Below are 26,732 nucleotides of genomic sequence, written 5' to 3'. Positions count from 1 at the left end.
AAACGGCCCGTCAGGGCCGTTTTTCATGGGGGTGACGCGCTCAGCGGGCGGATGCCGGCATCGGCACCTTGGGGCAGCCCAGCGCGGATGAAATCTCGGCAGCGGTGGAGCGCAGCTTGGGCACCCAGCTCTCGTCGATGCGGTCCGCGGGGGCGGAGATCGACAGCCCAGCCACCAGCTTGCTCTGGTCGTCGTAGATGCCGGCGGCCATGCACCTCACGCCCAGCTCCAATTCCTCGTTGTCCCGTGCGAGGCCGGCTTGACGGCACTGCGCCAGTTCGCGTTCCAGGGTGGCGAGCTGGGTCAGGCTGTTGCGCGTGTTGCCGGCCAGCCCGGTGCGGGTGGCGTAGGCGCGCACCCGTTGCGGCTCGTCATCGGCCAGGAAGAGCTTGCCCACCGAGGTGAGGTGCAGGGGCGCGCGGCCACCAATGGCGCGCACCACTTGCATGCCGGAGCGTTCGCTGTACGCCCGCTCCACATAGACGATTTCGTCGCCCTGGCGCACGCTCAGGTTGACTGGCTGCTGGATCATCTTGTGCAGCTCGCGCATGGGCAGCAGGGCGGCATCCCGCACGCTCAGCCGTGCCTTGACCAAGTTGCCCAGTTCCAGCAACCGCATGCCGAGCCGGTAGCTGCCTGCCTCGGGCCGATCGACAAACCGGCCGATGGTCAGGTCGTTGAGGATGCGGTGCGCGGTCGAGGGATGCAGGCCGGTCTTCTCGCTGATTTCCTTCAGCGACACCGGTTCCTCGCGCGATGCTAGCACTTCCAGCAGGTTGAACATGCGTTCGATCACCTGGACAGTGGGCGTGCTGGGAAGGGTCTCGGAGCGTTTGGTCATGAGAGGTCAGAGGTTGTTCTTGATTTTACAAGATGAAATCCACTTCCTCCAACCGGTGCCGGAACACGCTGGCAGCGAACGCCGCCCTCGGTCAGGCCACGCCTCAGGGCGCCGTGATCCAGCGGCCCTCGAGCAGCAACTCGTGCGGCTGGAAGCCCGCCTTGTAGTTCATCTTGCTGCTCTGCCCGATCCAGTAGCCCAGGTACACATGGGGCAACTCCAGCGCGCGGGCCTGATCGATCTGCCAGAGCACGCTGTACGTGCCGTAGCTGGCCTTTTCATCGGGTTCGTAGAAGGTGTAGACCGCCGAGAGGCCATCGTTCAGCACGTCGACGATCGAGACCATCTTGAGCCGGGAAGGGCCACCGTCGGTGCCGGGCTGATGGAACTCCACCAGCCGCGAATTGACCCGGCTCTGCAGAAGGAACTGCGTGTATTGGTCGATGCTGTCGTGGTCCATGCCGCCGCCGGCGTGGCGGCTGTTCTGGTAGCGCAGGTAGAGCTGGTAGTGCTCGGGGATGAAGCAGAGCTTGAGCACGCGCGTCTGCAGCATGCCGTGCTGCTTCGCCGATCGCCGCTGGCTCCGGTTGGGTGTGAACGAAGCGACCGGCACGCGCAGCGGCACGCAGGCCTGGCAGCCATCGCAATACGGGCGGTAGGTGAACATGCCACTGCGGCGGAAGCCGTGCGTGACCAGATCCGAGTAAGCATCGTTGTGGATGAGGTGGCTGGGGGTGGCGACTTGCGAGCGCGCCTGACGGTCCGGCAGGTAGCTGCACGGGTAAGGTGCCGTGGCGTAAAACTGCAGCGCCTGAAGCGGGAGTTCTTTGAGGTGGGTCACGCGCGAGGACCGTCGTCAGAGAGGATGTGCTGCCAGTATACGGGCTCGAATTCCCAGCGTGGGGCAGGGTGGGGCAGGGCCATTCGAACGTGTCGGCAGAACTCGTCGCGGGCCATGAGCTGGCCGCCCAGCGATGCCAGGTGCGTGGTGTTCTGCTGGCAGTCGATCAGGGGCATGGCGTGGGCGCGGCAGAAGGCGATCAGCGCCGCCAGGGCGATCTTGGAGGCATCGCTGCGGCGGCTGAACATCGACTCGCCGTACACCATGGCGCCGAGATTGACGCAATACAGCCCACCGGCCAGCTCGCCGTCGAACCAGGCCTCCACACTGTGTGCGAGGCCTGCGTGATGGAGTCGGACGTAAGCTTCCACCATGGCGGGCAGGATCCAGGTGCCAGTCTGGCCGTCGCGCGGCGTGTGCGCGCAGGCGCGGATGACACGTTCGAAGTCGTGGTCGAAGCGCACTTCCAGCCGCTGCTCGCGCAGCAGCCGGGTGAGTGTCTTGCGCAGCGAGCGGTGCAGGCGGAACTGGCGGGTCTCCAGCACCATGCGAGGGTCGGTGCTCCACCACAGGATGGGTTGGCCCGCGCTGTACCAGGGGAAGATGCCACGGGAGTACGCGGCGACCAGTGTCGGCACATCCAGCACCCCGCCTGCGGCGAGCAGACCGGGCGCGGGGTCCGTGGCACTCCAGGCCGTTTCCACGGACGGAAACGCTTGGCCGGGCTCGAGCCACGGCAATGCTCGGTTGGGCGGGGTGTGTGACATGCCACTATTGTGCGCGGCGGCCCCGCGGTTTCAAGCGGCGGGGCGGGCGATCCGACGAAGAAGCCACCAGGCCAGGGCGCCCAGCAGGATGCCCACGCCATCGGCCGCGAGATCCGACCATTCGCCGTAGCGCCACCCCGTGGCCGCCTGGGCCAGTTCGATGGCGCCGCCATAGGCCAGCAGAGACGCAGCCACCGCGTTGGGCCGACGTGGATAGGCGAGCAGGCCCAGGAACGCCAGCCAGGCGAATCCGAACGCGTGCTGGGCCTTGTCCCATATGTCGAGGCTCTGGGGTGGAAGCAGGACCACGGGCACGAGCGAGGCGACGGTGAGCACCGCGACACTGAGCCAGAAAAGCGGTTTGATGATGAAGATGAAGCGGGTCATGGAAAAACGCGAAAAACGACGCTATAATTCGAGGCTGTTCCCTGATAGCTCAGTCGGTAGAGCGACGGACTGTTAATCCGCAGGTCCCTGGTTCGAGTCCAGGTCGGGGAGCCAGACAGACAAAAGACAAAGGCCTTCTTCGGAAGGCCTTTGTCTTTTCTGCGTCTTGTCACTGCGCACAACACGGCCTGGCTCAATCCAGCACCGGCGAGTCCACGCCCAACACCTTGTGCAGCTTGGTGCTGCTGGTGGTGTATTGCAGCGTCACCTTCTTGTCGGGAAAGATGAAGGGCGCGGCGCCGAAGGCGGCCAAGGCGCACTCATGGAAACCGGAGAGGATGAGCTTCTTCTTGCCCGGGTAGGTGTTGATGTCACCCACCGCGAAGATGCCTGGCACGCTGGTGGAGAACTTTTCGGTGTCGACCACCAGCTGCTTGCGTTCGATGTCCAGGCCCCAGTCTGCGATCGGGCCGAGCTTGGGCGAGAGACCGAAGAACACCAGCAAGGCGTCCAGAGGCACGACTCGGGTCACGGCGTCGGGGCCGGTGACTTTCAGGCCTGTGAGGCGGCCATCGCTTTCCTCGAAGCCGGTGGTCTGGCCGACGATGAACTGCATCTCGTGGCGTTCGCAGAGTTCGCGCATCTTTGCCACGTTCGCGGGCGCGGCTTGAAAGCCGTCGCGGCGGTGGATGAGGATCACGCTGGCGGCCCGGTGCGGGCCCTCGGCCGCGAAGGTCAGGGCCCAGTCGAGCGCCGAATCACCTCCACCAATGATGACCAGGTGCCTGCCCGCGAAATCGGCCGGGCTCCTGACCCGGTAGAACAGCTGGGTGTCCTCGAATCGGTCCAGCCCCTCGACATTGAGCTTGCGCGGCTGGAAAGCGCCCACGCCAGCGGCGATGAACAAGGTCTTGGTGAGGAACCGCGCGCCCTTGGAGGTGGCGACGAAGAAGCGGCCATCCGCCTGCTGTTGCACGCTGGTGACTTCCTGGCCAAGGTGGAAGCTGGCACCGAAAGGCTTGATCTGCGAGAGCAGGCGATCCACGAGCTCCTGCCCGGTGCACACCGGGATGGCGGGGATGTCGTAGATGGGCTTGTCCGGGTACAGCTCGACCGGCTGACCGCCGGGGTAGGCGAGTGAGTCGATCACGTGCGCCTTGATCTCCAGCAGGCCCAGTTCAAAAACCTGAAAGAGGCCGACCGGGCCCGCGCCCACGATGACGGCATCGGTTTCGATGGGGCCGTCGGGCGTGTTGGCGAAGGTCATGCCAGGTTCAGCGAATCAGCTCCGACAACTTGTCGCTGCGGTCTTTCCACTCGTCGTGGTCGGGCAAGGGATCCTTGCGCTTGGTGATGCTCTTCCAGCCCGGCAGGCGGGCGAGCTCGGCGTTGAGCTCGGTCATGTGCTGCTGGTCCTTGGGCAGGTCTTCCTCGGCGTAGATCGCGCTCACCGGGCATTCGGGAATGCACACCGCGCAGTCGATGCATTCATCCGGGTCGATCGTCAGGAAGTTCGGGCCTTCGCGGAAACAGTCCACGGGACAGACGTCCACACAATCGGTGTATTTGCAGCGGATGCAGGCTTCGGTGACAACGTGGGTCATGGTGATGATGGGAATCGGTAGAACCCCGGATTTTAGGGTTTCCCTGAACCCCAGGCAGGCGCAAGCCCCTTGCCTGGGTACGCGTTAAGGACGGAGGGTCTTTCAGAGCACCAGCAAGGCGCCCGAGGTGCGGTGGCTGGCGGTGTCCACCAGCACCAGGGACCCGAGGGTGCGCGAGCGCTCGAAGGGCAGGGTGGCCAGCGGTTCCTGCAGCGCCAGCTCGATGTGGCCGATGGCGTTGGGCTCGAGCTGGCTGGCCTCTTCCTCGGCCAGTGTGTGGATGTCCAGGCGGTGCACGATGCGCTTGATCTTGGCCTTGACCCAGCGGTGGCGCATGCAGCGCCCAGTACACGCGGCCGGGCACCAGGGTCTCGTCGTCGAGCCAGGCCACGGTGGCGCGGATCTCGCGGCTGCCGGTCAGGGTGTCCTGCGCTTCACCATCCTCGACGGCCAGCAGCCAGTCGCCGCGCGAGACATCGACCTCGCGGTCGAGCACGATGCCGGCGCTGTGGCCGGCCAGCACGGCCTGGGGCTGGCGCACGTGGTTGAGCACCTGCGCGACCACGGCGGTCTGACCGTTGGGCATGATGCGCACCGCCTGACCCGGCTGCACGCCACCCGTCGCAGCACGGCCCCAGAAGACGCGGCGGCCTTGCGAGGTGTCGGACGAGCTGCTGAATTTCTCCACCCATTGCACGGCGAAGGCGAAGGGCAGCGTGTTGTCGGCCGGCGTGACGGGCAGGCCTTCGAGGATCTCCAGCAGCGTCGGGCCGCTGTAGCCGCACCAGCCGGCCTGCTCGCTGGCGTCCACCACGTTCCAGCCCTTGAGAGCCGACACCGGCACGGTGGCCGTGACCGGGATGCCGGCCTGCGCGGCGAACTGCCGCAGCGCCGCGGCGATGTGGGCGAAGGCCGTGCGGCTGTCCTCGACGGCGTCGAGCTTGTTGATGGCGAACACCACCGAGGGCACGCGCAGCAGCTTGAGCAGCAGGCTGTGGCGGCGGGTCTGCGGGAGCAGTTGCAGCGCGGCGTCGGCCCAGTTCAGCTTGGTGGCGTCCACCAGCACCACGGCCGCGTCGGCGCTGGAGGCCGCCGTGACCATGTTGCGCGTGTACTGCTCATGGCCCGGGGCGTCGCCGATGATGAACTTGCGCGCTTCGGTGCTGAAGTAGCGGTAGGCCACGTCGATGGTGATGCCTTGTTCGCGCTCGGCCGACAGGCCGTCGGTCAGCAGGGCGAGGTCGGTCTGGCCGTGGCGCTGCACGCCGGCCAGGTGGTCCTGCAGCACGGCCTTGCTGTCGACCAGCAGGCGGCCGATCAGCGTGCTCTTGCCATCGTCCACGCTGCCGCAGGTGATGAGGCGCAGGGCGGAGCGGGTGTCTTGGGCAATGGGAGCGAGTTCAGCGGTGGTCATGGCGATCTTTCTGCGAGAGATATCTGTTCAAGGGTGTCGCGGGTCCGGCTTCGCCGGCCCGCAGACACCGCCCCCAGTGGGGGTGACGCGCCACGGGCGCGGCGCGGGGGCGTCAAAAGTACCCGTCTTTCTTGCGCTTCTCCATCGAGGCGTCGGACGTCTTGTCGTCCATGCGCGTGGCGCCGCGTTCGCTGACCTCGGCGGCCAGCGTCTCGATCACGATGTCGTCGGCCGTGGCGGCCAGGCTCTCCACCGGGCAGGTGCAGGTGATGTCGCCCACGGTGCGGAAGCGCACGTCGCGCACTTCCACGGTTTCGCCGTCGCGCGGCGGCGTGAGTTCGGTCACCGGCACGAGCAGGCCGCGGCGGTCCACCACTTCGCGCTGGTGCGTGTAGTAGATCGAGGGCAGGGCGATGTTTTCGCGCGCGATGTACTGCCACACGTCCAGCTCGGTCCAGTTGCTGATGGGGAACACGCGGAAGTGCTCGCCGGGCTGGATCCGGGTGTTGAACAGCGTCCAGAGTTCGGGGCGTTGCGCCTTGGGTTGCCACTGGCCGAAGCTGTCGCGGTGGCTGAAGATGCGCTCCTTGGCGCGGGCCTTCTCCTCGTCGCGCCGTGCGCCGCCGATCAGCGCATCGAAGCGGAATTCCTCGATGGCTTCCAGCAGCGTGACCGACTGGTGCACGTTGCGGCTCTCGCCTGGATGGGCCAGGCGCACGGTGCCACGCGCCATCGAGTCCTCGACGCTGCGCACGATCAGTTCGGCGCCGAGTTCCTTGGCGCGCAGGTCGCGGAAATCGGTCACTTCTGGGAAGTTGTGGCCGGTGTCGATCATCAGCAGCGGGTAGGGGATGCGGCCGGCGCCGAAGGCCTTCTCGGCGCACTTGAGCATGACCAGCGAGTCCTTGCCACCCGAGAACAGCAGCGCGGGGCGCTCGAAGGCGGCAGCCACCTCGCGCAGGATGAAGATGGTTTCCTCTTCCAGGGCATCCAGGTGGGCGTTGCTCAGGTGGTGATCGCTGGCGTGTTGCAGCGCGGTCTGGATCACGGCGGTTTCGGTGCGGGCGTTCATGCGTGGGTCCGTTCGAGAGGCGATACGAGGGGTTCGGCGGCGGGCTGCACATGCAGGCCGCATTCCTTGGCGCTTTCCTGCTCCCACCACCAGCGGCCGGCGCGGAAGTCCTCGCCGACGCTGATGGCGCGCGTGCAGGGCGCGCAGCCGATGCTGGGGAAGAACTGGTCGTGCAGCGCGTTGTAGTCGAGCTGGTGTTCGGCAATGAAGTGCCAGACATCGCCCCAGGTCCATTCGACGATGGGGCTGACCTTGATGCGCTCGGGCTCCTGCACGATCTCGCCCACTTCGGCGCGCGCGTTGGATTGTTCGCGGCGCAGGCCGGTGATCCAGCCGTCCTGGCCGGCCAGGGCGCGCGCCAGAGGCTCCATCTTGCGGATGTCGCAGCAGGCCTTGCGCAGTTCGATGCTCTGGTACATCGCCTCTTCGCCGTTCTTGCGCACGAAGTGGATGACCGATTCCTGCCTGGGCCGGAACACCTGCACGCTGATGCCGTAACGCTGCTCGATCTTCGGGATCAGCGCGAGCGTCTCGGCGTGCAGCTTGCCGGTCTCCAACACGAAGACGCTGGCCTCGATGCCGGCCAGGTGCATCAGGTGCGTGACCACCATGTCTTCCGCGCCCAGGCTGGAGGCTTGCGTGAGCCTGGGGTGGTTGGCGGCCGTCTCGCGCAGCAGTGCGATGCTGCGCTCGACCTTGGCGGCGAAGTCGGGCGAGGGGCGGTTGTAGAGAGCGATGGCGGTCATGGCGGTGGCTGTGAGACGCTCAGGCGGTGGCGGCGAAATGCGGCGCGGTGTGCACCGCATCGCCCTGGTAGAAGGCGGGGTAGTGCTTCAACAGCGCTTCACCATGGGCGAGGTTCTGGTCGGCGCGCAGCACGGCCTGGCTGAAGCCGCTGCGCTGCATCTGCACCAGCTGGTCGATCAGTACGTCGCCCGTGGCGCGGATCTGGCCCGTGAAGCCCAGGCGGCGGCGCAGCAGGAAGGCCTGGCTGAAGGCTCGGCCGTCGCTGAACTTGGGGAAGTGCAGTTCCACCACGCCAATGCCGCTCAGGTCGGCCTCGCGGGGATCGGCGTCGTTGGCGATCGAGAGGCGTTGTGCCTCGGCTTCGGTGGCAGCGAAGGTGTCGGCGCTGAAGAGTTGAAGGTTCTGGCTCATGCGGTCTCTCCTCAGGCGGCGGCGCGGGCCGTGCTCGTGCGCACCGCGTTGGCGGCGGTCTTGAACGGGTCGGCACCGGTGCGGCGCAGGGTGTTCACGAAGGTCTCCTGGCCCGTGCGCTGGGCGCGGTAGGTGTCGAGCAGGGCTTCGATCACGTCGGGCACTTCGCTGGCGGCGAAGGACGGGCCGATCACCTTGCCCGGCGTGGCGTCGCCGGAGAGGCGCGTGCCGTCCGAGCCGCCGAGCGTGACCTGGTACCACTCCTGGCCGTCCTTGTCGACGCCCAGGATGCCGATGTGGCCGCTGTGGTGGTGGCCGCAGGAGTTGATGCAGCCGCTGATGTGCAGGTCGATCTCGCCCAGGTCGTGCAGCTCGTCGAGGTCCTTGTAGCGGCCCAGGATGGCCTGTGCCAGCGGCAGCGAGCGCGCGTTGGCGAGGTCGCAGAAGTCGCCGCCGGGGCAGGCGATCATGTCGGTGAGCAGGCCGATGTTGGGCTTGGCCAGGCCCAGGCGGCGCGCCTCGCGCCACAGCTCGGGCAACTGGTCGCAGCGCACCCAGGGCAGCAGCAGGTTCTGTTCGTGCGTCACGCGGGCTTCGCCGGCCGAGAAGCGCTCGGCCAGTTCGGCGGCGCGCTCGAGCTGTTCGGCCGTGGCATCGCCGGGGGCCTGGCCGAAGCGCTTGAAGGACAGTGTGACGGCGCGCAGGTCGGGGGTTCTGGTGCGGCTTCACGTTCTGCTGCAGCCAGCGGCTGAATTCCAGGTCGTCCTCGGCCGCGGCCTTGAGGATGTGCGCGATCTTGGCGTCGGCGCTCTTGCGGTCGCAGTTGAGTTGCGGCGGCACGAAGAAGGCGCTCACGCGGTCCAGTTCGGCCTGGCTGATGGTGTGCGGCGCGCCGTCCTTCTCGAGGATGTCCTGGTACTCGGCTTCCACCTGGTCGGTGAAGGCCTGGCCTTCGGCCTTCACCAGGATCTTGATGCGGGCCTTGTAGATGTTGTCGCGGCGGCCGAAGCGGTTGTAGGCGCGCACCACGGCTTCGAGGTAGTTGAGGATCTGGTTCCAGGGCAGGAACTCGCGGATCACGCTGCCGATGATGGGCGTGCGGCCCATGCCACCGCCCACGCGCACCTGGAAGCCCAGGTCGCCGTCGACGTTGCGCAGCAGGCGCAGGCCCACGTCGTGCCAGGGGGTGGCGGCGCGGTCTTCGCGCGCGCCGGTGATCGCCAGCCTTGAACTTGCGCGGCAGGAAGGCGAACTCGGGGTGCAGCGTGCTCCACTGGCGCAGGATTTCGGCGAAGGGCCGCGGATCGGCCACCTCGTCGATCGCGATGCCGGCAAGCGCGTCGGTGGTGATGTTGCGGATGCAGTTGCCGCTGGTCTGGATGCCGTGCAGGCCCACGCTGGCCAGCAGGTCCATCACATCGGCCGAGCGCGAGAGCGGGATCCAGTTGTACTGCACGTTCTGGCGCGTGGTGAAGTGGCCGCAGCGGTCGGGCAGCGTGGGCACTTCGGACAGGCCGGCGTTGGCCTTGCTGACGTCGTGCTCTTCCTTGTGGTCGAAGTCGCGCGCGATCTTTGCCAGCACGCGCAGCTGCGGCGCGGAGATCTCGCCGTAGGGCACGGCCACGCGCAGCATGGGCGCGAAGCGCTGCACGTACCAGCCGTTCTGCAGGCGCAGCGGCTTGAACTCGTCGTCGCCCAGCGTGCCGGCTTGCCAGCGGGTCAGCTGGTCCCGGTACTGGGCGGCGCGCAGGTGCACGAACTGGCGGTCAAAGTCGGAATATTGGTACATCGTCTTCGTGGGTCTTCAGGAATCAAAAAGCGATCAGCTTCGTGCCGGCATAGGCCAGCAGCAGCGACAGCGCCGAGCGCACCAGGCGCTCAGGGGTGTGGCGCATCAGACGCGTGCCCAGCCAGATGCCGGGCAGCGAACCGGCGAGCAGCTTGGCCAGCAGCGGCCAGTCGACCGAGCCCAGGCTCGCGTGGCCCAGGCCGGCGACCAGCGTGAGCGGCACGGCGTAAGCGATGTCGGCGGCCACGATGCGGGGCAGCGGCAACAGGGGAAACAGCAACAGCAGCACGGAGACACCGATGGCGCCCGCACCGACCGAGGTGAGCGTGACGAGGGTGCCGATCACCGCACCGAACAGCACCGGCAGGCTCCAGTGGCGCGCATGCGTGGCCTGGGCCAGCTGGCCTTCGGGCAATTGGCGGGGCAGCTGTTTGCCGCGCGCCGCCTTGTAGAGCATTGCGCAGCTGCCGTCAGCAACAGCGCCACGCCCAGGGTGTTCGTCATCAGCGATTGCACCGTTGCGCTCGTGGGGCCGAGCTGGCGCAGCACCAGCAACGTCAACAGCGCCGCCGGCAGGCTGCCGGCGCTCAGCTGGCCGACCACCCGCCACGGCACCAGCTTCTGCCGCGCCAGGCTGACCGTGCCGCCCATCTTGGTGAAGGCGGCGAACAGCAGGTCGGTGCCGACCGCCAGGTACGGTTTGACGCCGAAAAAGAAGATCAGGATGGGCGTCATGAGCGAGCCGCCACCTACCCCCGTGAGACCCACGATGAGTCCCACGGCGAATCCGGCCAGGATGATGGCGATGTTAGGCATGGGCGAGACTGTAGAGAGACATCGATATATCCCAAACGATTTTTTGTTCATGGGTATATGCCACCCTGGAATAAACAAATGAGCGATGTGCCGAATCGCACACGAGATGGCCGCTCGTCGTACAACTCCGACCGCACATCGGTCTGCTGGGCGTAACATCCGCGCCATGCAAAAGCAGCGCATCCTGGTCAGCGTGGTCGGTTTTTCCGACGTGGAACGCCATGCGCTGAACACCGTGTTCCGGCTGTCGCAGGAACGCGAGCTGTCTTACGCCCCCTGGGTGCCCATGGCGCCGCCGGGCGCGGTGATCCCTTCCGGCGTGGCCCAGGTGGCCTTGGTGGATGGCGAAAGCCTGGAGGCCGTGCTGTCGCACGCCAAGGAGATGCCACCCGGGCAGCGCCTGATCTGGGTCGGCCCGGACGCCCCCGATCACGCCTGGCGGGTGCTGGACCGGCCGATCGAATGGGCCGCCGTGCTGCACGACCTGGATCTGGTGTTCGCCGCCCGGCAGGCCGATTCGGGCCTGCTCGATCTGGACGTGACCGCGCCGGCGCCGCTGGACATCGACCTCGAGATGGACACCGGCGAACCCACCGACATGACCCGGCGCGCCCTGGTGGTGGGGGCCGAGGATCAGGAAGGCACCTACCTGCGCACCCGCCTGGCCCTGGCGGGCGTGGGCCATGTGGACGAGGTGGTCGACACCGAGACCGCGCTGGAACTCATGGAGCGCAACCGCTATGTGTGCGGCGTGTTCAACCTGGACGACCATCGCATCGACGTGTGGGCGCTGATGCGCCACTTCGTCGCCCGCAATCCCCAGGCGCTGACCTTGGCGACGACCGAGCTGGCCGGCCCGCTGGCGGGTTGGTGGCGCCGCCGCAGGGTGCGGCGCGACGCGCACCGCGTGGGCATCACGGCCCTGCTGGAGCGGCCGTTCCAGCCGCGCCAGGTGTCCGAGTGGCTGGACCTGATCTGAGCTACTGACGGCGCGCCTGTTTCCAGGCGAAGCGCGCGGGATCGATCGCCCGCAGCAGGTCCTCTTCCACGTCGGGCGTGGCCTCACCCTCCATCTGGGCGGCCAGCTGGTTCGCGCACCAGGCGGCCAAGGTGATGCCGCGCGAGCCCAGCGCGGCCAGCAGGTAGAGCCCAGGCCGGCGAGGGGTGTCCGCCAAGGGCACACGGCCCCGCCGGACACCGGCCGCCGCCATATGGGCCTTCAGCGCCTCGCCGTCGGGCACCGCACCCACCAGCGGCAGGCGGTCCAATGAGGCGCAGCGCACCTGCGCCCAACCCAGCAGCTCGCCTCGCTGCCAGACCTGCCGCAGGTCCAGCGCCGCGCTCGGGCAGATGGCCTCCAGGCTCTCGGCGTTGCGCTCGTGCGCCTGCTCGCTCAGCTGCGTGCTGTTCTCGCCGCGTTCGTAGGTGGAGCCCATGGCCCAGACGCGCGCCGGCCAGGCGGGCGGCAACCCGGTGTCTTCATAGAGGGGCACGTACACGCCGTTGTCGCGTTGCGGCCGCTCGGCCAGCGGGTCGCCGCTCTGGGCGGCCAGGCTCATCTGGCCCTTGACCGGGCGCAGGGGCAGGGCGTCGGCGTCCATCCAACTGGCGGGGCCGGTCAGCAGGGCATGGCTGCCATAGGCCGCGGCGACCACGGCCATTGGGGCTTCGGCCACGCAGCGGCCCTGGGCATCCAGCGCCTGCCAGCCCACGGCGGAGGAGGCCAGCGTCTGCACCGGGGTTTGCCACACGCACGCCAACGTGCCCAGGTTCGCCGCTTCGTCGAGCCAGGCCCGCACCAGGGCGGCCGGGCGCACCAGCGCGGCGGGCCAGCGGCCCGGATCGTGTCCCAGGTTGTCCACCTCGCAGGCTTGCCAGCCCTGGCCTGGTGGAACCAGCCGCTGCAGCTCGGCCAGGGTGGTCGCCACGCCCAGTGCGGACAGCCGCGACAGCGGAGTGGGCGCGCGGGTGACATGGGGGCTCAGCATGCCCACCGGCAGGGCCGAGGCGCCTTGCGCCGGGCCGCTGGCGGCATCGACCAGCGTGAGCCGCCAGCCGCGCCGCGCCAGCACCGCGCAGACCGCGGCGCCCGCCAGGCCGGCGCCGATCACCACGGCATGGCGGGCTGGGGGTGGGGGGCACGGCCCGGGCGGCGGTCAGTTGCCTTCGGGCGGCGGCGGCACGAAACCGGCGGCGGCGTCGGCGCCCTCGCCGAAGAAGTGCTTTTCCATCTGGCGCGCGAGGTACTGGCGCGCGCGCGCGTCGGCCAGGTTCAGGCGGTTTTCGTTGAGCAGCATGGTCTGGTGCTTGAGCCAGGCGGCCCAGGCCTCCTTGCTCACGTTCTCGTACAGGCGCTTGCCCATTTCGCCCGGGTAGGGCGGAAAGTCCAGGCCTTCGGCTTCCTTGCCGAGCTTGATGCAATGAACGGTGCGTGCCATGAGAAACGTCCTAGGAGGTGTGGGTTAGATGGATTGGTTATAACGAACTGAAGAAATAATTCGTTCCCGGACAGGCCAATCGTCGGCATGATCCGGGACTCTTTGTTCGTCGGCGCAGTTCGCCGTGGTGGGCGCAAGGCCCCGGGTATCCCGGGCAGCCCGTCACTGTAGCAAGGTTTCGGTGTCCGTCCCGCGAGTGGGGCCGGCCGATCACCCCGCCAGCCGCACGGCCGGCCCGACTTTTTACAATACGGGGTTCGACCCCATCAGGATCTCTCATGAGTGCATTTCTGGAAGAGCGCGTGCTCAGCGTTCACCATTGGACCGACCGGCTGTTCAGCTTCACCACCACGCGCGACACCTCGCTGCGGTTTTCCAACGGCCACTTCACCATGATCGGCCTGCGGGTGAACGACAAGCCCCTGCTGCGCGCCTACAGCATCGTCAGCCCGAACTGGGCCGACCACCTCGAGTTCCTCAGCATCAAGGTGCAGGACGGCCCGCTGACCTCGCGCCTGCAGCACATCCAGGTGGGCGACAGCATCGTCGTCGGCCGCAAGCCCACGGGCACCCTGCTGATCGACTACCTGTTGCCGGCCAAGCGCCTGTACCTGCTGGGCACGGGCACCGGCCTGGCGCCCTTCATGAGCGTCATCCGCGATCCGGAAACCTACGAGCGCTTCGAGCAGGTCGTGCTGGTGCACGGCGTGCGCCAGGTCAAGGAACTGGCCTACCGCGAACTGATCACCGAGCAGCTCAAGCAGGACGAGTTCCTGGGCGAAGCCGTGCAGCAGAAGCTGCTGTACTACCCCACCGTCACGCGCGAGCCCTTCATGCACCAGGGCCGCATTCCTCAGCTGCTGGGCGACGGCGTGATCGCCAAGGACCTGGGTATTCCGCCCCTGAACCCGGCCGAAGACCGTGTGATGATCTGCGGCAGCCCCGAGATGCTGCGCGACCTCAAGGCCCTGTGCGAGAAGCGCGGCTTCAAGGAAGGCAACACCACGACGCCGGGCGATTTCGTCATCGAACGCGCCTTCGTGAGCTGAAGCGGGGGAACTTGCGGTGGATCGCCGGGCTCAGTGATCTGTCCCGCCCGGCGGCCGCCTTCTCCCAACTTCAGGATTTCCCTTGATCGCCATCCTTTCCCCTGGCCAACCGTCTCCCCTGACCCAGCACCCCCGCCGCATCCTGGGGCTGGTGGCCGCCGCTTGCGCCGCCATGCTGGCCTTCGGCCTGTACCTGCAGCACGTCGTGGGCCTGGAGCCTTGCCCCATGTGCATCGTGCAGCGCTACGCCCTGGTGGCGGTGGCGCTGGTGGCCGGCGTCTCGGCCCTGTTGAAGGGCCGCGCGGCGCGGCAGGCCGGCATCGCGCTGATGGGCCTGCTCGCGGTCTTCGGTGCTTTCACGGCCGCGCGCCAGAGCTGGCTGCAATGGAACCCACCCGAGATCATGAGCTGCGGGCGCGACTTCTTCGGCATGATCGAAGCCTTCCCGCTGCGCAGGGCCATTCCCATGATCTTTCGCGGCAGCGGCGACTGCTCGGTGATCGACTGGACCTTCCTCGGCCTGTCGATCGCGAACTGGTCCTTCCTGTGCTTCTCGGCCATCGTCGCGCTGGCCGTGGCCCTCTGGGTGAAGCGCCCGGCCGCCTGAGGCCGTCCGGGCCGGCGCCGGCCCTCAGCTCAGCTTCTTCACCAGCACCTGGCTCTTGCGGTCCCAGTTGTACTTGCGCTTGCGCGCCTCCGGCAGCCAGTCCGCGCTGACCTGCACGAAGCCGCGCTTGACGAACCAGTGCATGGTGCGCGTGGTGAGCACGAAGATGCTTTGCAGGCCTTGCGCCTTGGCCCGGGCCTCGATGCGCTTGAGCAGCCGTTCGCCGTCGCCCTGGCTCTGCGTGTGAGGTGAGACAGTGAGCGCGGCCATTTCGCCGGTGCGCTCTTCCGGGTAGGGGTAGAGCGCCGCGCAGCCGAAGATCACGCCGTCGTGCTCGATGATGGTGTAGTTGCCCGCGTCGCGTTCGATCTCGGTGCGGTCGCGCTTGACCAGGGTGCCGTCCTTCTCGAACGGCTCGATCAGCGCCACGATGCCGCTCACGTCGTCCATGGTGGCCTCGCGCACGCTCTCGAGTTTTTCGTCCACCACCATGGTGCCGATGCCGTCGTGGGTGTAGATCTCCAGCAGCAGCGCTCCGTCCACCGAGAACGGCAGGATGTGGCTGCGGTCCACGCCGCCTTCGCAGGCGCGGATGCAGTGCTGCAGATAGAACGCGGTGTCGGTGGGCTGGGTGGCCGGGGGCAGGGCGGCCAGCATCTTCTTCGCGTCGGCCAGCGGCAGTTCGGTGTCGATGTCGCTTTCCGGGTCGGCCTGATCGACGCGGATGCCCGGCACCTCGGTCAGGAACATCAGCTTGTCGGCCTGCAGCGCGACGGCCACCGAGGTCGCCACGTCTTCCATGGTGAGGTTGAAGGCCTCGCCGGTGGGCGAGAAGCCGAAGGGCGAGAGCAGCACCATCGCGCCCATGTCGAGCGTGCGCTGGATGCCGTCGGTGTCCACCTTGCGCACCAGGCCCGAGTGGATGAAGTCCACGCCGTCGATCAGGCCCACGGGCCGCGCGGTGATGAAGTTGCCGGAGATCACGCGCACCGTGGCGCCCGCCATGGGCGTGTTGGGCAGGCCCTGGCTGAAGGCGGCCTCGATCTCGTAGCGCAGCTGGCCGGCGGCTTCCTGGGCGCAGTCCAGCGCCACCTCGTCGGTGATGCGCATGCCGTGCGAGTACTTCGCCTCATGGCCCTTGAGCCGCAGCTGTTCGTTCACCTGCGGCCGGAAGCCGTGCACCAGCACGATGTCCACGCCCATGCTCTGGATCAGCGCCAGGTCCTGCGCCAGCTTCTCCAGCTTGCCGGCCGCGATGGCCTCGCCCGCGATGCCGACCACGATGGTGTTGCCTCGGTGCTTGTGGATGTAAGGCGCGACCGAGCGGAACCAGGGGACGAAGGTGAAGTTGAAGACAGTGGACATGGGGCGGTGGTCAGGCGGGCATGGGGCCGGGCGCGGATAATGGCCGGTTGCCCGATTTTGACCGAAGTTCCCACTTGTCCTCCACGCCGCTGCACATCGAATTCCCGGAAAGCCTGCCCGTCTCTGCGCGCCGCCATGAGATCGAGGCCGCGATGCGCGACCACCAGGTCGTCATCGTCTGCGGCGAAACAGGCTCGGGCAAGACCACGCAGCTGCCCAAGATCGCGCTGGCCATGGGGCGGGGCAAGTGCAACGCGAAACCGGGCCAGCGCGGCCAGCTGATCGGCCACACCCAGCCGCGGCGCATCGCCGCCTCCAGCGCTGCGCAAGCGCATCGCCGAGGAACTCAAGACACCGCTGGGCGATGTGGTGGGCTACAAGGTGCGCTTCCAGGACCGCCTGTCCAAGGACGCCTCCGTCAAGCTGATGACCGACGGCATCCTGCTCGCCGAAACGCAGACCGATCCCGACCTGCGCGCCTACGACACCATCATCATCGACGAGGCGCACGAGCGCAGCCTCAACATCGACTTCCTGCTCGGCTACCTGCGCCAGCTGCTGCCGCGCCGGCCCGACCTCAAGGTGGTGGTGACCTCCGCCACCATCGACGCCGACCGTTTCGCGCGCTACTTCGCCTCGGCCAAGGGCCCGGCGCCGGTGCTCATGGTCTCGGGCCGCACCTTTCCGGTGGAGGTGCGCTGGCGCCCGTTCGAGGAAAGCCGCGACTACGACCTGAACAACGCCATCGCCGACGCGGTGGACGAACTCTGGCGCGGCCCGGCCGGCGGCGACATCCTGGTGTTCCTGCCGGGCGAGCGCGAGATCCGCGAGGCGGCCGACCACCTGCGCAAACACCTGAGCCACATTCCCACGCTGCGCAACGCCGAGGTGCTGCCGCTGTTCGCGCGCCTGTCGCAGGCCGAGCAGGACCGCATCTTCCAGGACCACAGCGGGCGGCGCATCGTGCTCTCGACCAACGTGGCCGAGACCTCGCTCACGGTGCCCGGCATCCGCTTCGTGATCGATGCCGGCACCGCCCGCGTGAAGCGCTACAGCTTCCGCCAGAAGGTGGAGCAGCTCATGGTGGAGCCCATCAGCCAGGCCGCGGCCAACCAGCGCGCCGGCCGCTGCGGCCGCGTGGCCGACGGCATCGCGATCCGGCTCTACGACGAAGCCGGCTTCGGCGCGCGCCCAGCGTTCACCGACCCCGAGATCCTGCGCAGCTCGCTCGCGGGCGTGATCCTGCGCATGAAGGCCTTGCGCCTGGGCGCGGTGGAAGACTTCGCCTTCATCGAGGCGCCGCAGAAGCGCGCCATCGTCGACGGCTACCAGTTGCTGGCCGAACTCAACGCGGTGGACGAGGCCAACGAGCTCACACCCATCGGTCAGACGCTCTCGCGCCTCCCGCTGGACCCGCGCGTGGGCCGCATGATTCTGGAGGCGCAGCAGCGCGGTGCGCTCGACGAGGTGCTGGTGATCGCCTCGGCCCTGAGCGTGCAGGATGTGCGCGACCGCCCGCTGGACAAACAGGCGCAGGCGGACCAGGCGCACGCCAAGTTCGACGACGAGAAGAGCGAATTCAGCGGCACGCTCAAGCTCTGGAAATGGCTGGAGGACACCAAGGGTGCGCCACGGCAAGGACCACAAGCTCAGCCACCGGCAGTACGAGAGCGTGCTGCGCGAGAACTTCGTCAATGTGCGGCGCGTGCGCGAGTGGCGCGACATCCACAGCCAGCTGCACACCGTGGTGGCCGAGCACCAGTGGAGGCTCAACGACAAGCCCGCCAGCTACGAGCAACTGCACCTGGCATGCTGGCCGGGCTGCTGGGCAACGTGGGCCAGAAGCACGAAACCGAAGACTGGTACCTGGGCGCGCGCGGCATCAAGTTCCACCGCCACCCGGGCGCGAACCTGAGCAAGCGCCCGGGGCGCTGGATCGTGTGTGCCGAACTGGTAGAGACCACACGCCTGTTCGGGCGCGGCATCGCCGGCATCGAGCCGCTGTGGCTGGAGCAGGTGGGTGGGCACCTGATCAAGAAACAGCTGCTCGACCCGCACTGGGAGAAAAAAGCCGCGCAGGTCACGGCGCTGGAGCGCGCCACGCTCTACGGTCTGGTGATCTACAGCAACCGCCGCACCGACTACGGCAAGGTGGACCCGGCCGGCGCGCGCGAGATCTTCATTCGCGAGGCGCTGGTGGCCGGCGAGTGGGAGACGCGCCTGCCGTTCCTGGCGGCCAACCAGAAGCTGGTGCGCCAGGTGGCCGAGCTGGAGCACAAGTCGCGCCGGCAGGACGTGCTGGTGGACGACGAGCTGATCTACGCCTTCTACGACCAGCAACTGCCCGCGCACATCTGCAACGGCGCGGCCATGGAGCGCTGGTACCGCGACGCCGTGCGCGAGAACCCCAAGCTCCTGCTGCTCACGCGCGAGGAACTGATGCGGCACGAGGCCGCCGGCATCACCACGCAGACCTTCCCCAAGACACTGCGCCTGGGCGGCGTGGACTGCGCCTGCAGCTACCTGCACGAGCCTGGCGACCCGCGCGACGGCCTGTCGGTCACGCTGCCGATCTTCGCGCTCAACCAGGCCAGCGAAGACCGCTGCGACTGGCTGGTGCCCGGCATGCTCAAGGAAAAGGTGCTGGCCCTGCTCAAGACCCTGCACCAGCGCCCGCGCTCGCGCCTGGTGCCCTTGCCGGCGACCGCCGAGCGTTTCGCGCAGGCGCTGTGCGAGCCCGCCACCTTCGGCGCCGGCAACCTGATGGACGCGGTGCTCAAGCTGGTGCGCGAGGCCACGCAGCTCGATATCCAGCGCAACGACATCAAGGTCGACATGCTCAGCGCGCACCACTTCATGCACCTGCGCGTGGTCGACGAACACGGCCGCCAGTTGGGCCAGGGCCGCAACCTGGCGGCGCTCAAGGCCGAGCTGGGCGCGCAGGCGCGCGGTGCCTTCCAGGCCCTGGCCTCGCTCAAGATGGAAGGGTTGCGCGCGGCGCCTGCGCCCGCCGCGCCCGTCAAGGGCGGCCCGGCGCCGGTGGCGGCCAAGGCGGCCGCCGCCAAGGCCCCGGCCGTGAGCGCGGCCCAGCGCCATACCGCCTGGGATTTCGGCGAGCTGCCCGAGCTGATGGAAATCCGCCAGGGCCAGCAGACCCTGATTGGCTTCCCGGCGCTGGTGGACGACGGCGAGGCGGTGCGCATCGAGGTGTTCGACGAACCCGAGGTGGCCCAGGCGCGGCACCGCGAAGGCCTGCGCCGCCTGTGCGCGCTGCAGATCCGCGACGCGCTGAAGTACCTGGAGAAGAACCTGCCCGGCCTGCAGGCCATGGGCGTGGCCTACATGCAGGTGGGCAAGGAAGCGGGCGGTGGTGGCACGCTGGAAGAGTTGCGCTCGCAGATCCTGGAACTCGCGCTGGACCGCGCCTTCCTCGGCGACCCGCTGCCCACCGACGAAGCTGCCTTCAAGCGGCGCGTGGAAGAGGGGCGGGGGCGCCTCACGCTGATCGCCAACGAGATCGCCCGCACGGCCGGCACCGTGCTCACGGAGTACGCCGCCGCCGCGCGCAAGCTCAAGGACAGCAAACCGCCGGCGGACGTCGCCACCGACATCGCGCAGCAGCTGCAACGCCTGGTGCCCAAGCGCTTTCTCCTGCAGACGCCGTACGCGCAGTTGCAGCACCTGCCGCGGTATCTCAAGGCGGTGCAGTTGCGGCTGGACAAGCTGCGCGCCGATCCGGCGCGCGACGCCGCCAAGCTGGCCGAGCTGCGGCCGCAGGATCAGCGCTTCTGGCGGTTGGTGGCCGAGCGCAAGGGCGTGCAGGACGCCCGCCTCCAGGAGCTGCGCTGGCTGCTGGAGGAACTGCGGGTGAGTTTCTTCGCGCAGGAGCTGCGCACCCCCCAGCCGGTGAGCGTGAAGCGGCTGGAGAAGGCCTGGACCCAGCTCAACGCCTGAGCCTGGGCCTCGGGCGAACGGCTCAGTTCGCGGTGAGCGCCACGCGGCCTTCGCTCACGCCCAGGGCGGTGTCGGCGCGCAGCCGCTGCAAGACGGCTTCGGCGTCCTCGCGCGTGGCGAACTGGTTGATGCGCACCTCGTGGCGCCCATCCTTGGCCAGGGTTTGCGCCGGGTAGCCCGCGGTCTGCAGCCGGGTGCGCAGCGCGGCGGCATCGGCCGCGCTGTTGAAGGTGGCCGCCACGGTGCGCCAGCGCCCGCCTTGCAGCAGCACACCGCTGCCGGGCTGCATTTCGGCCTGGCCGATGAATTTGGCCAGCTGGGCCGGCGTGGCCTGGTCGGCCGGTTTTTCCGGCTGGCCGGTAAACACCACCCAGAATGCGCCGGGCTTGTCGAGCTCGATGCCCGGCTTGGCCTCGCGCACCACCTCGACCTTACCCTCGAACACACACACGGCGTCGTGGGCCGCATCGGTCATGGTCCAGAAGTCGGTGCCGCGGATGCCCACCGTGGCCGTGGCCAGCTCGACGTTGAGTTCGCGTTTGTTGCCCAGGGCCTTGCTGGTGTAGTCGGTGGCGTAGCGGAACACGCCGCTCACGAGTTTGAAGGCGCTCTTCTGCTCGCTGGGCGCCGTGGCGCTGCTGCGGCTGGTGTCCAGCGACTGGATCAGGAACTCGGTCTGCTCCCCCAGCTTGATGGTGCTGCGGTCGTCCATGCGCAGCAGCATGCGCGAGCCGTTGGCGGTGATGGCCTTGTCGTTGGCGCGCAGTTGGGCCCCGGGCTCGGCCGGGCGGCGCTGGCCGTTGCGCTCCACCCAGGCGGGCAGTTGAACGGCTTCGACCACGGTCGTGCTGGGGGTGGCGTGGGCCGGGCTGCTCAAGCCCCAGGCGACAGCGGCGCAGGCCTGCCAAAGCACCGCACGGCGGCTCAGGTTCTTGAGGCGATGGAAAGGGTGGAGGGGGGTCACGGGGAAAGGTCCTTCAGCGATGCGCGAAAAAAAAGCCTGTCCGACAGGCCGCTCGGTGTCCCAAGTTACGTCCATATCGGCGTGCCGGATGCACTTCTTGACGCCGGCATGTGAGAAAAACACGGGTTGACACCGGCGGATGCATGCGTTTCACTGCCCCAAGGTGGCCGGCACAACGGCCTTTCATCGGAGATGGGCGATGGATCGACGCGAATTCGTGGAAGTGTGCGCGCTCGGCGGTGGCTCGCTGGCGGCGGCGTTGGCGCAGACCGCCTGGGCCGCGGATGCCAGACCGCGTTCGTACGGCCGGGTTCAATTGCTCGACGATGTGGGCAAACCGCTCAAGGCGTCGAACCTGAAACCACAGACCAACTACGTTTTTCACTACCCCTTCGAAGCGACACCGGTGTTCCTGCTCGACCTGGGCAAACCGGCGGCGGCGACCCAGCTGCAGACCCGCGACAAGCAGAGCTACCAGTGGCCGGGGGGCATCGGCCCGCGCAGGAGCCTGGTCGCGTTCTCGGCCATCTGCGCGCACAAGCTGGTGTACCCGACCAAGGACCTGAGCTTCATCAGCTTCCGCAAGGGCGCGGCCACGAATCCGCAGACGCCGAGCAAGGGCAACGACCTGATCCACTGCTGCGCCGACCACAGCCAGTACGACCCGGCGCGTGGCGCCCAGGTGCTCAACGGCCCGGCCGAACAACCCCTGTGCGCGGTGCTGATCGAGCACGATGCGAAGAGCGACACGCTCACCGCCACCGGCACTCTGGGCGGCGAACTGTTCGACGACTTCTTCAAGAAGTACGAGATGAAGCTCAGCCTGGAGGTGGGGCCGAACGCGAAGCAGGCCGTGGCCCGCCAGGCCACGGTGGTCGAACTGGAGCGCTACTGCCGCAACCCCGTGCGGTGCTGAGCCTTACAGGCGCGCCAGGCGTGTGAGGGCTTCGCGCAAGGTGTCGTCCTTCTTCGCGAAGCAGAAACGCACCACGCGCTGGTCGAAACCGTCGCCATAGAAGGCCGAGAGCGGGATGGCGGCCACGCCGATCTCCTTCGTGAGCCACTGGCAGAAGTCGCCCTCGGGCAGGTCGCGCTCTGGCACGGCCAGGGCCGAAATGTCCACGCACTGGAAGTAGGTGCCTTCACCAGGCAACAGGCGAAAGCGCGTGGCGGCCAGGCCTTCGCGGAACAGGTCGCGCTTGCGCTGGTAGAACGCGGCCAGCTCCAGATAGGGCGCCGGGTTGCCCATGTAGGTGGCGCAGCGCGTGCTGCACCGGGGTGTTCACCGTGAACACGTTGAACTGGTGCACCTTGCGGAACTCGGCCGTGAGCGCGGCTGGGGCCACCACCGTGCCGACCTTCCAGCCGGTCACGTGGTAGGTCTTGCCGAAGCTGCTGACGATGAAGGCGCGCGCGGCCAGGCCGGGGAAGCGCGCCGCGCTCTGGTGCGCCTGGCCATCGAACACCATGTGCTCGTACACCTCGTCGCTGATCAGCAGCACGTCGGTGGGCGCGAGAAGCGCCTGCAGGCGCTGCATGTCGGCCTCGCTCCAGACCATGCCGCTGGGGTTGTGCGGGCTGTTGATGATCAGGGCGCGCGTGCGCGGCGTGATGGCGGCAGCGATGCGGTCGAAGTCGGGCCGGAAGGTGCCGGGCGTGAGCGGCACGCGCACCGCGACGCCGCCGGCCAGCTCGATGTTGGGCACGTAGCTGTCGTAGCAGGGTTCGAGCACGATCACTTCGTCGCCGGGTTGCACCACGGCGAGGATGGCGGTCAGGATGGCCTGCGTGGCGCCCGCCGTCACGGTGATCTCGGTGGCCGGGTCGCAGGCCAGGCCGTAGAGGGCCTGCATCTTGGCGGCCATGGCCTGGCGCAGCGCGAGCGCGCCAGGCATGGGCGGGTACTGGTTGTGGCCGGCCTGCATGGCCCGCGTGACCGCTTCCACCAGGGCTGGGTCGCAGTCGAAATCGGGGAAGCCCTGGCCCAGGTTCACCGCGCCGTGCTCGGCGGCGAGCGAGGACATGACGGTGAAGATGGTGGTGCCGACCTTGGGCAGGCGGGAGGCGAGGGCGGGGGTGCGGGGCGGGGAGGGAACTCATGGGGTCACAGCTCGTAGTCGTCCGGGGTGCCGCTCATGGCGCGCAGGATGAGGTCGCGCGAGAGGCGGTCGCTCAGCAGTTCGGCGAAGCGCAGCACGAAGTGGCGCAGGTAGGTGCCGCGCTTGAAGGCCACGCGCGCGAGGTTGTGGCGAAACAGTTGCGCGGCGGGGCGGGCCACCAGGTCGGGGGTCTGGTTCTCGCCCTGCATTGCCGTCTCGGCCACGATGCCCACGCCCATGCCCAGCTTCACATAGGTCTTGATCACGTCCGAGTCGATCGCCTCGAGCACGATGTTGGGTTGCAGGTGGCGCAGGGCGAAGGCCTGGTCGATCCGGGTGCGGCCGGTGAAGCTGGGGTGGTAGGTCACCAGCGGCACCTGGGCCAGGTCGTCGAGCGTGATGCGCTCGCGCTCCAGCAAGGGGTGGTCGAACGGCAGCACCAGCACGTGCTGCCACTCGTAGCAGGGCAGCGTGACCAGCTCGGGGTAGTTCACCAGCGATTCGGTTGCGATGCCGATCTCGGCCACTTCCTCCATCAGCATCTTGGCCACCTGGTCGGGCGAGCCCTGGTGCAGGCTGATGCCGACCTTGGGGTAGGCCTGGCGCAGCGCGGCCACCGGCCCGGGCAGCACGTAGCGCGCCTGGGTGTGGGTGGTGGCGATGGACAGCGTGCCGCTGTCCTGGGCCGAGTACTGCTCGCCGATGCGCTTGAGGTTGTTGACCTCGCGCAGGATGATGTCGATGCTCTTGAGCACCTGCTGGCCCGGCTCGGTCACGCGTTTGATGCGCTTGCCGTGGCGCGCGAAGATCTCGATGCCGAGCTCGTCTTCCAGCTCGATGATGGCCTTGGAGACGCCGGGCTGCGAGGTGTGCAGGGCCTTGGCGGCCTCGGTGAGGTTCAGGTTGCGGCGCACCGCCTCCTGCACGAAACGGAACTGGTGCAGGTTCATGCGGCGGTCTCCAGCGCGATTTGGGCGAGCAGGGCGGTCAGACGGGGGTCTTCGCCAGCGGCGGGCAATTGTTCGAAGGTCACGGCGGGGTGTGTGGCGGCCAGCTGGGCCATCAGCACCGGCAGGTCTTCACGGGCGTGCTTGCCCATGCCGAAGAAGAGGGGCAGCACGCGCACCCGCGTCACACCCTGGGCCACCAGCTGGCGCGCCGCCGTGGCGATGTCGGGTTCGCTGAGTTCGAGGTAGGCGCAGGACACCACGGCCGAAGCATCGCGGCGCGCGATCTGCTGCGCCACCGACTCGACCGGCTGGCGCCACAGGGGGTCGCGCGACCCATGGGCGAAAACAATCACACCGAGCATGGCCGCTACCTCCGAAGCACCAGCCACCCGAAGGCGCCGAGCGAGAACACGGAGTAGATCAAGGCCGGCGAGGCCGCGGCCAGCCAGGGTTGCCACTGGTTGAGGTTGCCGATGTAGCCGAACACGTTGTTCAGCAGGAAGAAGCTGATGCCGATCATCACGCCGCCGAAGACGTAGCCGGTGATGCTGCCCGAGCGGAAGTGCAGGTAGGCGAAGGGCAGCGCGAGCACCACCATCACCAGACAGCTCAAGGGGTAGAACACCTTGCGCCAGAACTCGATCTCGTAGCGCTGTGCCGTCTGACCGTTGGCCTCCAGGTGGCGGATATAGCCGAACAGGTCGGCCGTGCGCATGCGCTCGGGCTTAAGCAGCGCCACGGACACCATCTCGGCGTTGATGCCGCTGGGCCAGCGCAGGGTCTCGAGCGCTTCGCGCTGGATGCGGCCGGAGGCCTGCCCGGCGGTGTCGAATTCGCGGCGCTGCACCTGCCGCAGGGTCCAGGAGTCGTCCACCTCGATCTGCCCGGTCTGGGCGTGCAGCGTGGAGACCAGGAAGCCCTGGTTGTTGAACTCGAAGATGCGCACATTGCCCAGCTCGCCCTGCGGCGACATGGAGCCCACATTGACCGAGAAGTTGCTGTAGGGCTGCTTTTCCTTGAGCCAGGCGCCGGTCTGGCCCAGGCTGATGTTGCCTTGGTAACGCGCCTTGAGCAGCTGGGCCGTCTTGTCCGAAAGCGGCGCCAGGTAGTCGCCGATGGCGAAGGTGAGCACCACAAACACCGCGCCCAGGCCCAGCAGCATCCGCAGTGCCCGCCACGGGCCCAGTCCGCTGGTGCGCAGGATGGTGTATTCCGAGCCCTGGGCCAGGCGCGCGAGCACGAAGACGGAGCCGATCAACACGGCAATCGGCAGCAGCTCGTAGATCCGGCTGGGCATGAGCAACCCCACGTAGAGCAGGGCATGCGGCACTTCGTAGACCAGCGAGGGGTCGAGCGCCGAGGGCTTGCCCAGCGCGGGCAACTCGTCGACGAAGTCGAAGAAGAAGAACAGCGAGAGGAAAGCCAGCAGCACGAAAGTCACGGCCGCGAACACTTCGCCATAGATGAGACGGCGGATGGTTTTCATGCGCCCGCTCCCACGGCGGCGCTGCGCGCCGTGCGCCGGGCGCTGAGCCAGCCGCGCACGCTCAGGTTGTAGTGGCGTTTGAAGAACCACAGCACGGTCAGCACGAACACGCCGCCATGCAGGCCGACCATGTAGCCGCCCAGGCTGAAGAGGCCGCTGCGCAGCCCAGCTCTGGCCCAGGTTGAGCAGGTTGTAATAGAACACGAAGGCGAACAGGGTGAAGAACAGGTTGCCGCCGCGACCGGCGCGCGGGTTGCCGGTGGTGGTGGCCACGGCGATCAGCACGAAGTTCATGGCGGTCAAGGCCATGCCGATGCGCCAGCCCAGTTCGCCGAGGTTGGCGCGGGTGGGGTCGCGGATCAGGTCCCAGCTGTTGCGGGCCTTGAGGGCTTCGCCGCGCTGGCTGATGGCGGAGGAGCCGATCTGGGTGCCGTATTCCTCGAACTCGCTCACTTTCAGGCTGCTCTGGTCGGCCGGCGTTTCCAGGCGCTGGCCGTTGTTGAGCATCAGGATCTGCTGTTCGTTGAGCCACTCGATGCGGCCCGAACGCGCCGAGGTCACGGTCTCGCGGCCGTCGTTTTCGGTGCTGGAGATGAAGATGTTGCGGCCCTCGGTGCCGTCCGCCGTGTCCTTGTCGATGAAGAACACGCGGCGCCCGCTCGACGATTCCTGGAACTGTCCGGGCGCCACGCGCTCCAGGTCACCCCGGCGCTCGAAGCGGTCGCGCAACTGGTCGGTCTGCGCATTGGCCCAGGGCCAGACGAAGAACACCATCAGCGTGATGACCACCAGGATCGGCCACGAGAAGCGCATCACCGGCCGCAGAAAGCCCCCGAGCGAGCGGCCACTGGAGAACCAGATGATCATTTCGCTGTCGCGGTACATGCGCGAGAGCGTGAAGACGATGGCGATGAAGAGCGCCAGCGTGAGGATGGTGGGCATGCGGCCGATGACGGTGTAGCCCAGCACCAGCGCGATCTCCTGCGGGTCGACGCTGCCTTTCGAGGCCAGGCCCAGCGTGCGGATCAGCAACATCGTCAACACGATGGTGAACAGCACCACCAGCGTGGCCCCGAAGCTGCGTGCCAGCTCTTTGCGGATGGAAGAATGGAATAACATCGATCGAGAACA

22 protein-coding genes, 1 tRNA gene and 5 pseudogenes are annotated in these 26,732 nt (G+C 67.8%); 6 read left to right on the top strand and 22 right to left on the bottom strand.

The window, feature by feature from the left end; all coding sequences use genetic code 11:
* Positions 1 to 40: 40 nt before the first annotated feature.
* The 4 genes from ACFJI0_RS11975 to ACFJI0_RS11960 form a co-directional block, all read right to left on the bottom strand.
* The gene (locus ACFJI0_RS11975) at positions 41 to 841 is read right to left on the bottom strand and encodes an IclR family transcriptional regulator (RefSeq protein ID WP_382157475.1); all 801 of its coding nucleotides are present in this window, start codon (positions 839 to 841) and stop codon (positions 41 to 43) included.
* Between the two features lie 103 nt (positions 842 to 944).
* The gene (locus tag ACFJI0_RS11970) at positions 945 to 1,682 is read right to left on the bottom strand and encodes an arginyltransferase (RefSeq protein WP_382157477.1); all 738 of its coding nucleotides are present in this window, start codon (positions 1,680 to 1,682) and stop codon (positions 945 to 947) included.
* Complete coding sequence (gene aat / locus ACFJI0_RS11965; RefSeq protein ID WP_382325138.1) at positions 1,679 to 2,449, bottom strand: leucyl/phenylalanyl-tRNA--protein transferase; 771 nt, start codon at positions 2,447 to 2,449, stop codon at positions 1,679 to 1,681. Before aat ends, ACFJI0_RS11970 begins: the two co-directional genes overlap by 4 nt.
* 30 nt (positions 2,450 to 2,479) lie before the next feature.
* A complete protein-coding gene (locus ACFJI0_RS11960; RefSeq protein WP_382325136.1) occupies positions 2,480 to 2,836 on the bottom strand; it encodes a VanZ family protein in 357 nt (118 codons plus the stop codon).
* Positions 2,837 to 2,874: 38 nt separating this feature from the next.
* Between ACFJI0_RS11960 and ACFJI0_RS11955 the strand changes: the two genes are divergently transcribed.
* A tRNA-Asn gene (locus ACFJI0_RS11955) sits at positions 2,875 to 2,950 on the top strand.
* 79 nt (positions 2,951 to 3,029) lie between these two features.
* Here the strand turns inward: ACFJI0_RS11955 and ACFJI0_RS11950 are convergent.
* The 8 genes and pseudogenes from ACFJI0_RS11950 to ACFJI0_RS11915 all read right to left on the bottom strand — a co-directional run bounded on the left by ACFJI0_RS11950 (position 3,030) and on the right by ACFJI0_RS11915 (position 10,689).
* Entirely contained in the window at positions 3,030 to 4,103 is a 1,074-nt protein-coding gene (locus ACFJI0_RS11950) for an NAD(P)/FAD-dependent oxidoreductase (RefSeq protein WP_382325134.1), read from the bottom strand.
* Positions 4,104 to 4,110: 7 nt separating this feature from the next.
* Positions 4,111 to 4,440, bottom strand: a complete 330-nt coding sequence (gene fdxA / locus ACFJI0_RS11945) for a ferredoxin FdxA (protein ID WP_382157485.1) — start codon at positions 4,438 to 4,440, stop codon at positions 4,111 to 4,113.
* Between the two features lie 102 nt (positions 4,441 to 4,542).
* Positions 4,543 to 5,854 (bottom strand): annotated as a pseudogene (locus ACFJI0_RS11940) (sulfate adenylyltransferase subunit 1).
* A 112-nt stretch (positions 5,855 to 5,966) separates the two neighbouring features.
* Complete coding sequence (cysD, locus tag ACFJI0_RS11935; protein ID WP_382325132.1) at positions 5,967 to 6,926, bottom strand: sulfate adenylyltransferase subunit CysD; 960 nt, start codon at positions 6,924 to 6,926, stop codon at positions 5,967 to 5,969.
* Complete coding sequence (locus ACFJI0_RS11930; RefSeq protein WP_382325130.1) at positions 6,923 to 7,672, bottom strand: phosphoadenylyl-sulfate reductase; 750 nt, start codon at positions 7,670 to 7,672, stop codon at positions 6,923 to 6,925. The genes cysD and ACFJI0_RS11930 overlap by 4 nt, the downstream gene beginning before the upstream one ends.
* A gap of 19 nt (positions 7,673 to 7,691) precedes the next feature.
* Positions 7,692 to 8,084 (bottom strand): DUF934 domain-containing protein, encoded by a 393-nt coding sequence (locus ACFJI0_RS11925; RefSeq protein WP_382325129.1) that lies wholly within the window; start codon positions 8,082 to 8,084, stop codon positions 7,692 to 7,694.
* A gap of 11 nt (positions 8,085 to 8,095) precedes the next feature.
* Positions 8,096 to 9,873 (bottom strand): annotated as a pseudogene (locus tag ACFJI0_RS11920) (nitrite/sulfite reductase).
* A 22-nt stretch (positions 9,874 to 9,895) separates the two neighbouring features.
* Positions 9,896 to 10,689, bottom strand: a pseudogene (locus ACFJI0_RS11915) (sulfite exporter TauE/SafE family protein).
* Between the two features lie 166 nt (positions 10,690 to 10,855).
* On the opposite strand from ACFJI0_RS11915, the gene ACFJI0_RS11910 reads away from it, so the two are divergent.
* Positions 10,856 to 11,668 carry a hypothetical protein gene (locus ACFJI0_RS11910; protein WP_382325127.1) on the top strand — a complete coding sequence of 271 codons (813 nt, stop codon included), beginning with the start codon at positions 10,856 to 10,858 and terminating at the stop codon, positions 11,666 to 11,668.
* A gap of 1 nt (position 11,669) precedes the next feature.
* Here the strand turns inward: ACFJI0_RS11910 and ACFJI0_RS11905 are convergent, their stop codons facing one another.
* Positions 11,670 to 12,803, bottom strand: a complete 1,134-nt coding sequence (locus ACFJI0_RS11905) for an FAD-dependent oxidoreductase (RefSeq protein WP_382325125.1) — start codon at positions 12,801 to 12,803, stop codon at positions 11,670 to 11,672.
* Positions 12,804 to 12,845: 42 nt separating this feature from the next.
* The gene (locus ACFJI0_RS11900) at positions 12,846 to 13,127 is read right to left on the bottom strand and encodes an oxidative damage protection protein (protein ID WP_291118974.1); all 282 of its coding nucleotides are present in this window, start codon (positions 13,125 to 13,127) and stop codon (positions 12,846 to 12,848) included.
* A gap of 278 nt (positions 13,128 to 13,405) precedes the next feature.
* Here ACFJI0_RS11900 and ACFJI0_RS11895 point away from each other — a divergent pair, with 278 nt between their 5' ends.
* Positions 13,406 to 14,176, top strand: a complete 771-nt coding sequence (locus tag ACFJI0_RS11895) for a ferredoxin--NADP reductase (protein ID WP_291118977.1) — start codon at positions 13,406 to 13,408, stop codon at positions 14,174 to 14,176.
* A 91-nt stretch (positions 14,177 to 14,267) separates the two neighbouring features.
* Positions 14,268 to 14,783, top strand: a complete 516-nt coding sequence (locus tag ACFJI0_RS11890; RefSeq protein WP_382325626.1) for a disulfide bond formation protein B — start codon at positions 14,268 to 14,270, stop codon at positions 14,781 to 14,783.
* Between the two features lie 24 nt (positions 14,784 to 14,807).
* On the opposite strand, the gene argA is transcribed toward ACFJI0_RS11890, so the two are convergent.
* Complete coding sequence (argA, locus tag ACFJI0_RS11885) at positions 14,808 to 16,148, bottom strand: amino-acid N-acetyltransferase (protein WP_382325123.1); 1,341 nt, start codon at positions 16,146 to 16,148, stop codon at positions 14,808 to 14,810.
* Positions 16,149 to 16,158: 10 nt separating this feature from the next.
* Positions 16,159 to 16,383 (bottom strand): hypothetical protein, encoded by a 225-nt coding sequence (locus tag ACFJI0_RS11880; protein WP_382325121.1) that lies wholly within the window; start codon positions 16,381 to 16,383, stop codon positions 16,159 to 16,161.
* A gap of 131 nt (positions 16,384 to 16,514) precedes the next feature.
* Between ACFJI0_RS11880 and hrpA the strand changes: the two genes are divergently transcribed.
* Entirely contained in the window at positions 16,515 to 20,102 is a 3,588-nt protein-coding gene (gene hrpA, locus ACFJI0_RS11875) for an ATP-dependent RNA helicase HrpA (protein WP_382325120.1), read from the top strand.
* Between the two features lie 22 nt (positions 20,103 to 20,124).
* On the opposite strand, the gene ACFJI0_RS11870 is transcribed toward hrpA, so the two are convergent.
* Positions 20,125 to 21,066: a FecR domain-containing protein gene (locus tag ACFJI0_RS11870; RefSeq protein ID WP_382325118.1), complete on the bottom strand. Its 942-nt coding sequence runs from the start codon at positions 21,064 to 21,066 to the stop codon at positions 20,125 to 20,127.
* Between the two features lie 199 nt (positions 21,067 to 21,265).
* On the opposite strand from ACFJI0_RS11870, the gene ACFJI0_RS11865 reads away from it, so the two are divergent.
* A complete protein-coding gene (locus tag ACFJI0_RS11865) occupies positions 21,266 to 21,982 on the top strand; it encodes a (2Fe-2S)-binding protein (RefSeq protein WP_382325116.1) in 717 nt (238 codons plus the stop codon).
* A gap of 3 nt (positions 21,983 to 21,985) precedes the next feature.
* Here ACFJI0_RS11865 and ACFJI0_RS11860 read toward each other — a convergent pair.
* The 5 genes and pseudogenes from ACFJI0_RS11860 to lptF form a co-directional block, all read right to left on the bottom strand.
* Positions 21,986 to 23,090 (bottom strand): annotated as a pseudogene (locus ACFJI0_RS11860) (pyridoxal phosphate-dependent aminotransferase).
* A gap of 80 nt (positions 23,091 to 23,170) precedes the next feature.
* On the bottom strand, positions 23,171 to 24,115 hold the full coding sequence (locus tag ACFJI0_RS11855) for a CysB family HTH-type transcriptional regulator (RefSeq protein WP_382325115.1): 945 nt from the start codon (positions 24,113 to 24,115) through the stop codon (positions 23,171 to 23,173).
* On the bottom strand, positions 24,112 to 24,477 hold the full coding sequence (locus ACFJI0_RS11850; RefSeq protein ID WP_382157513.1) for a sirohydrochlorin chelatase: 366 nt from the start codon (positions 24,475 to 24,477) through the stop codon (positions 24,112 to 24,114). Before ACFJI0_RS11850 ends, ACFJI0_RS11855 begins: the two co-directional genes overlap by 4 nt.
* Before the next feature lie 5 nt (positions 24,478 to 24,482).
* Positions 24,483 to 25,601, bottom strand: coding sequence for an LPS export ABC transporter permease LptG (gene lptG, locus ACFJI0_RS11845; protein ID WP_382157515.1), 1,119 nt, complete (start codon positions 25,599 to 25,601; stop codon positions 24,483 to 24,485).
* Between the two features lie 201 nt (positions 25,602 to 25,802).
* Positions 25,803 to 26,720, bottom strand: a pseudogene (gene lptF, locus ACFJI0_RS11840) (LPS export ABC transporter permease LptF); the annotation flags it as partial.
* Positions 26,721 to 26,732: the final 12 nt, after the last annotated feature.

Source organism: Hydrogenophaga sp. UC242_53 (assembly GCF_042696965.1).
In the GTDB taxonomy this organism is placed as follows: domain Bacteria; phylum Pseudomonadota; class Gammaproteobacteria; order Burkholderiales; family Burkholderiaceae_C; genus Hydrogenophaga.
This window is presented reverse-complemented; position numbering and strand designations above follow the sequence as displayed.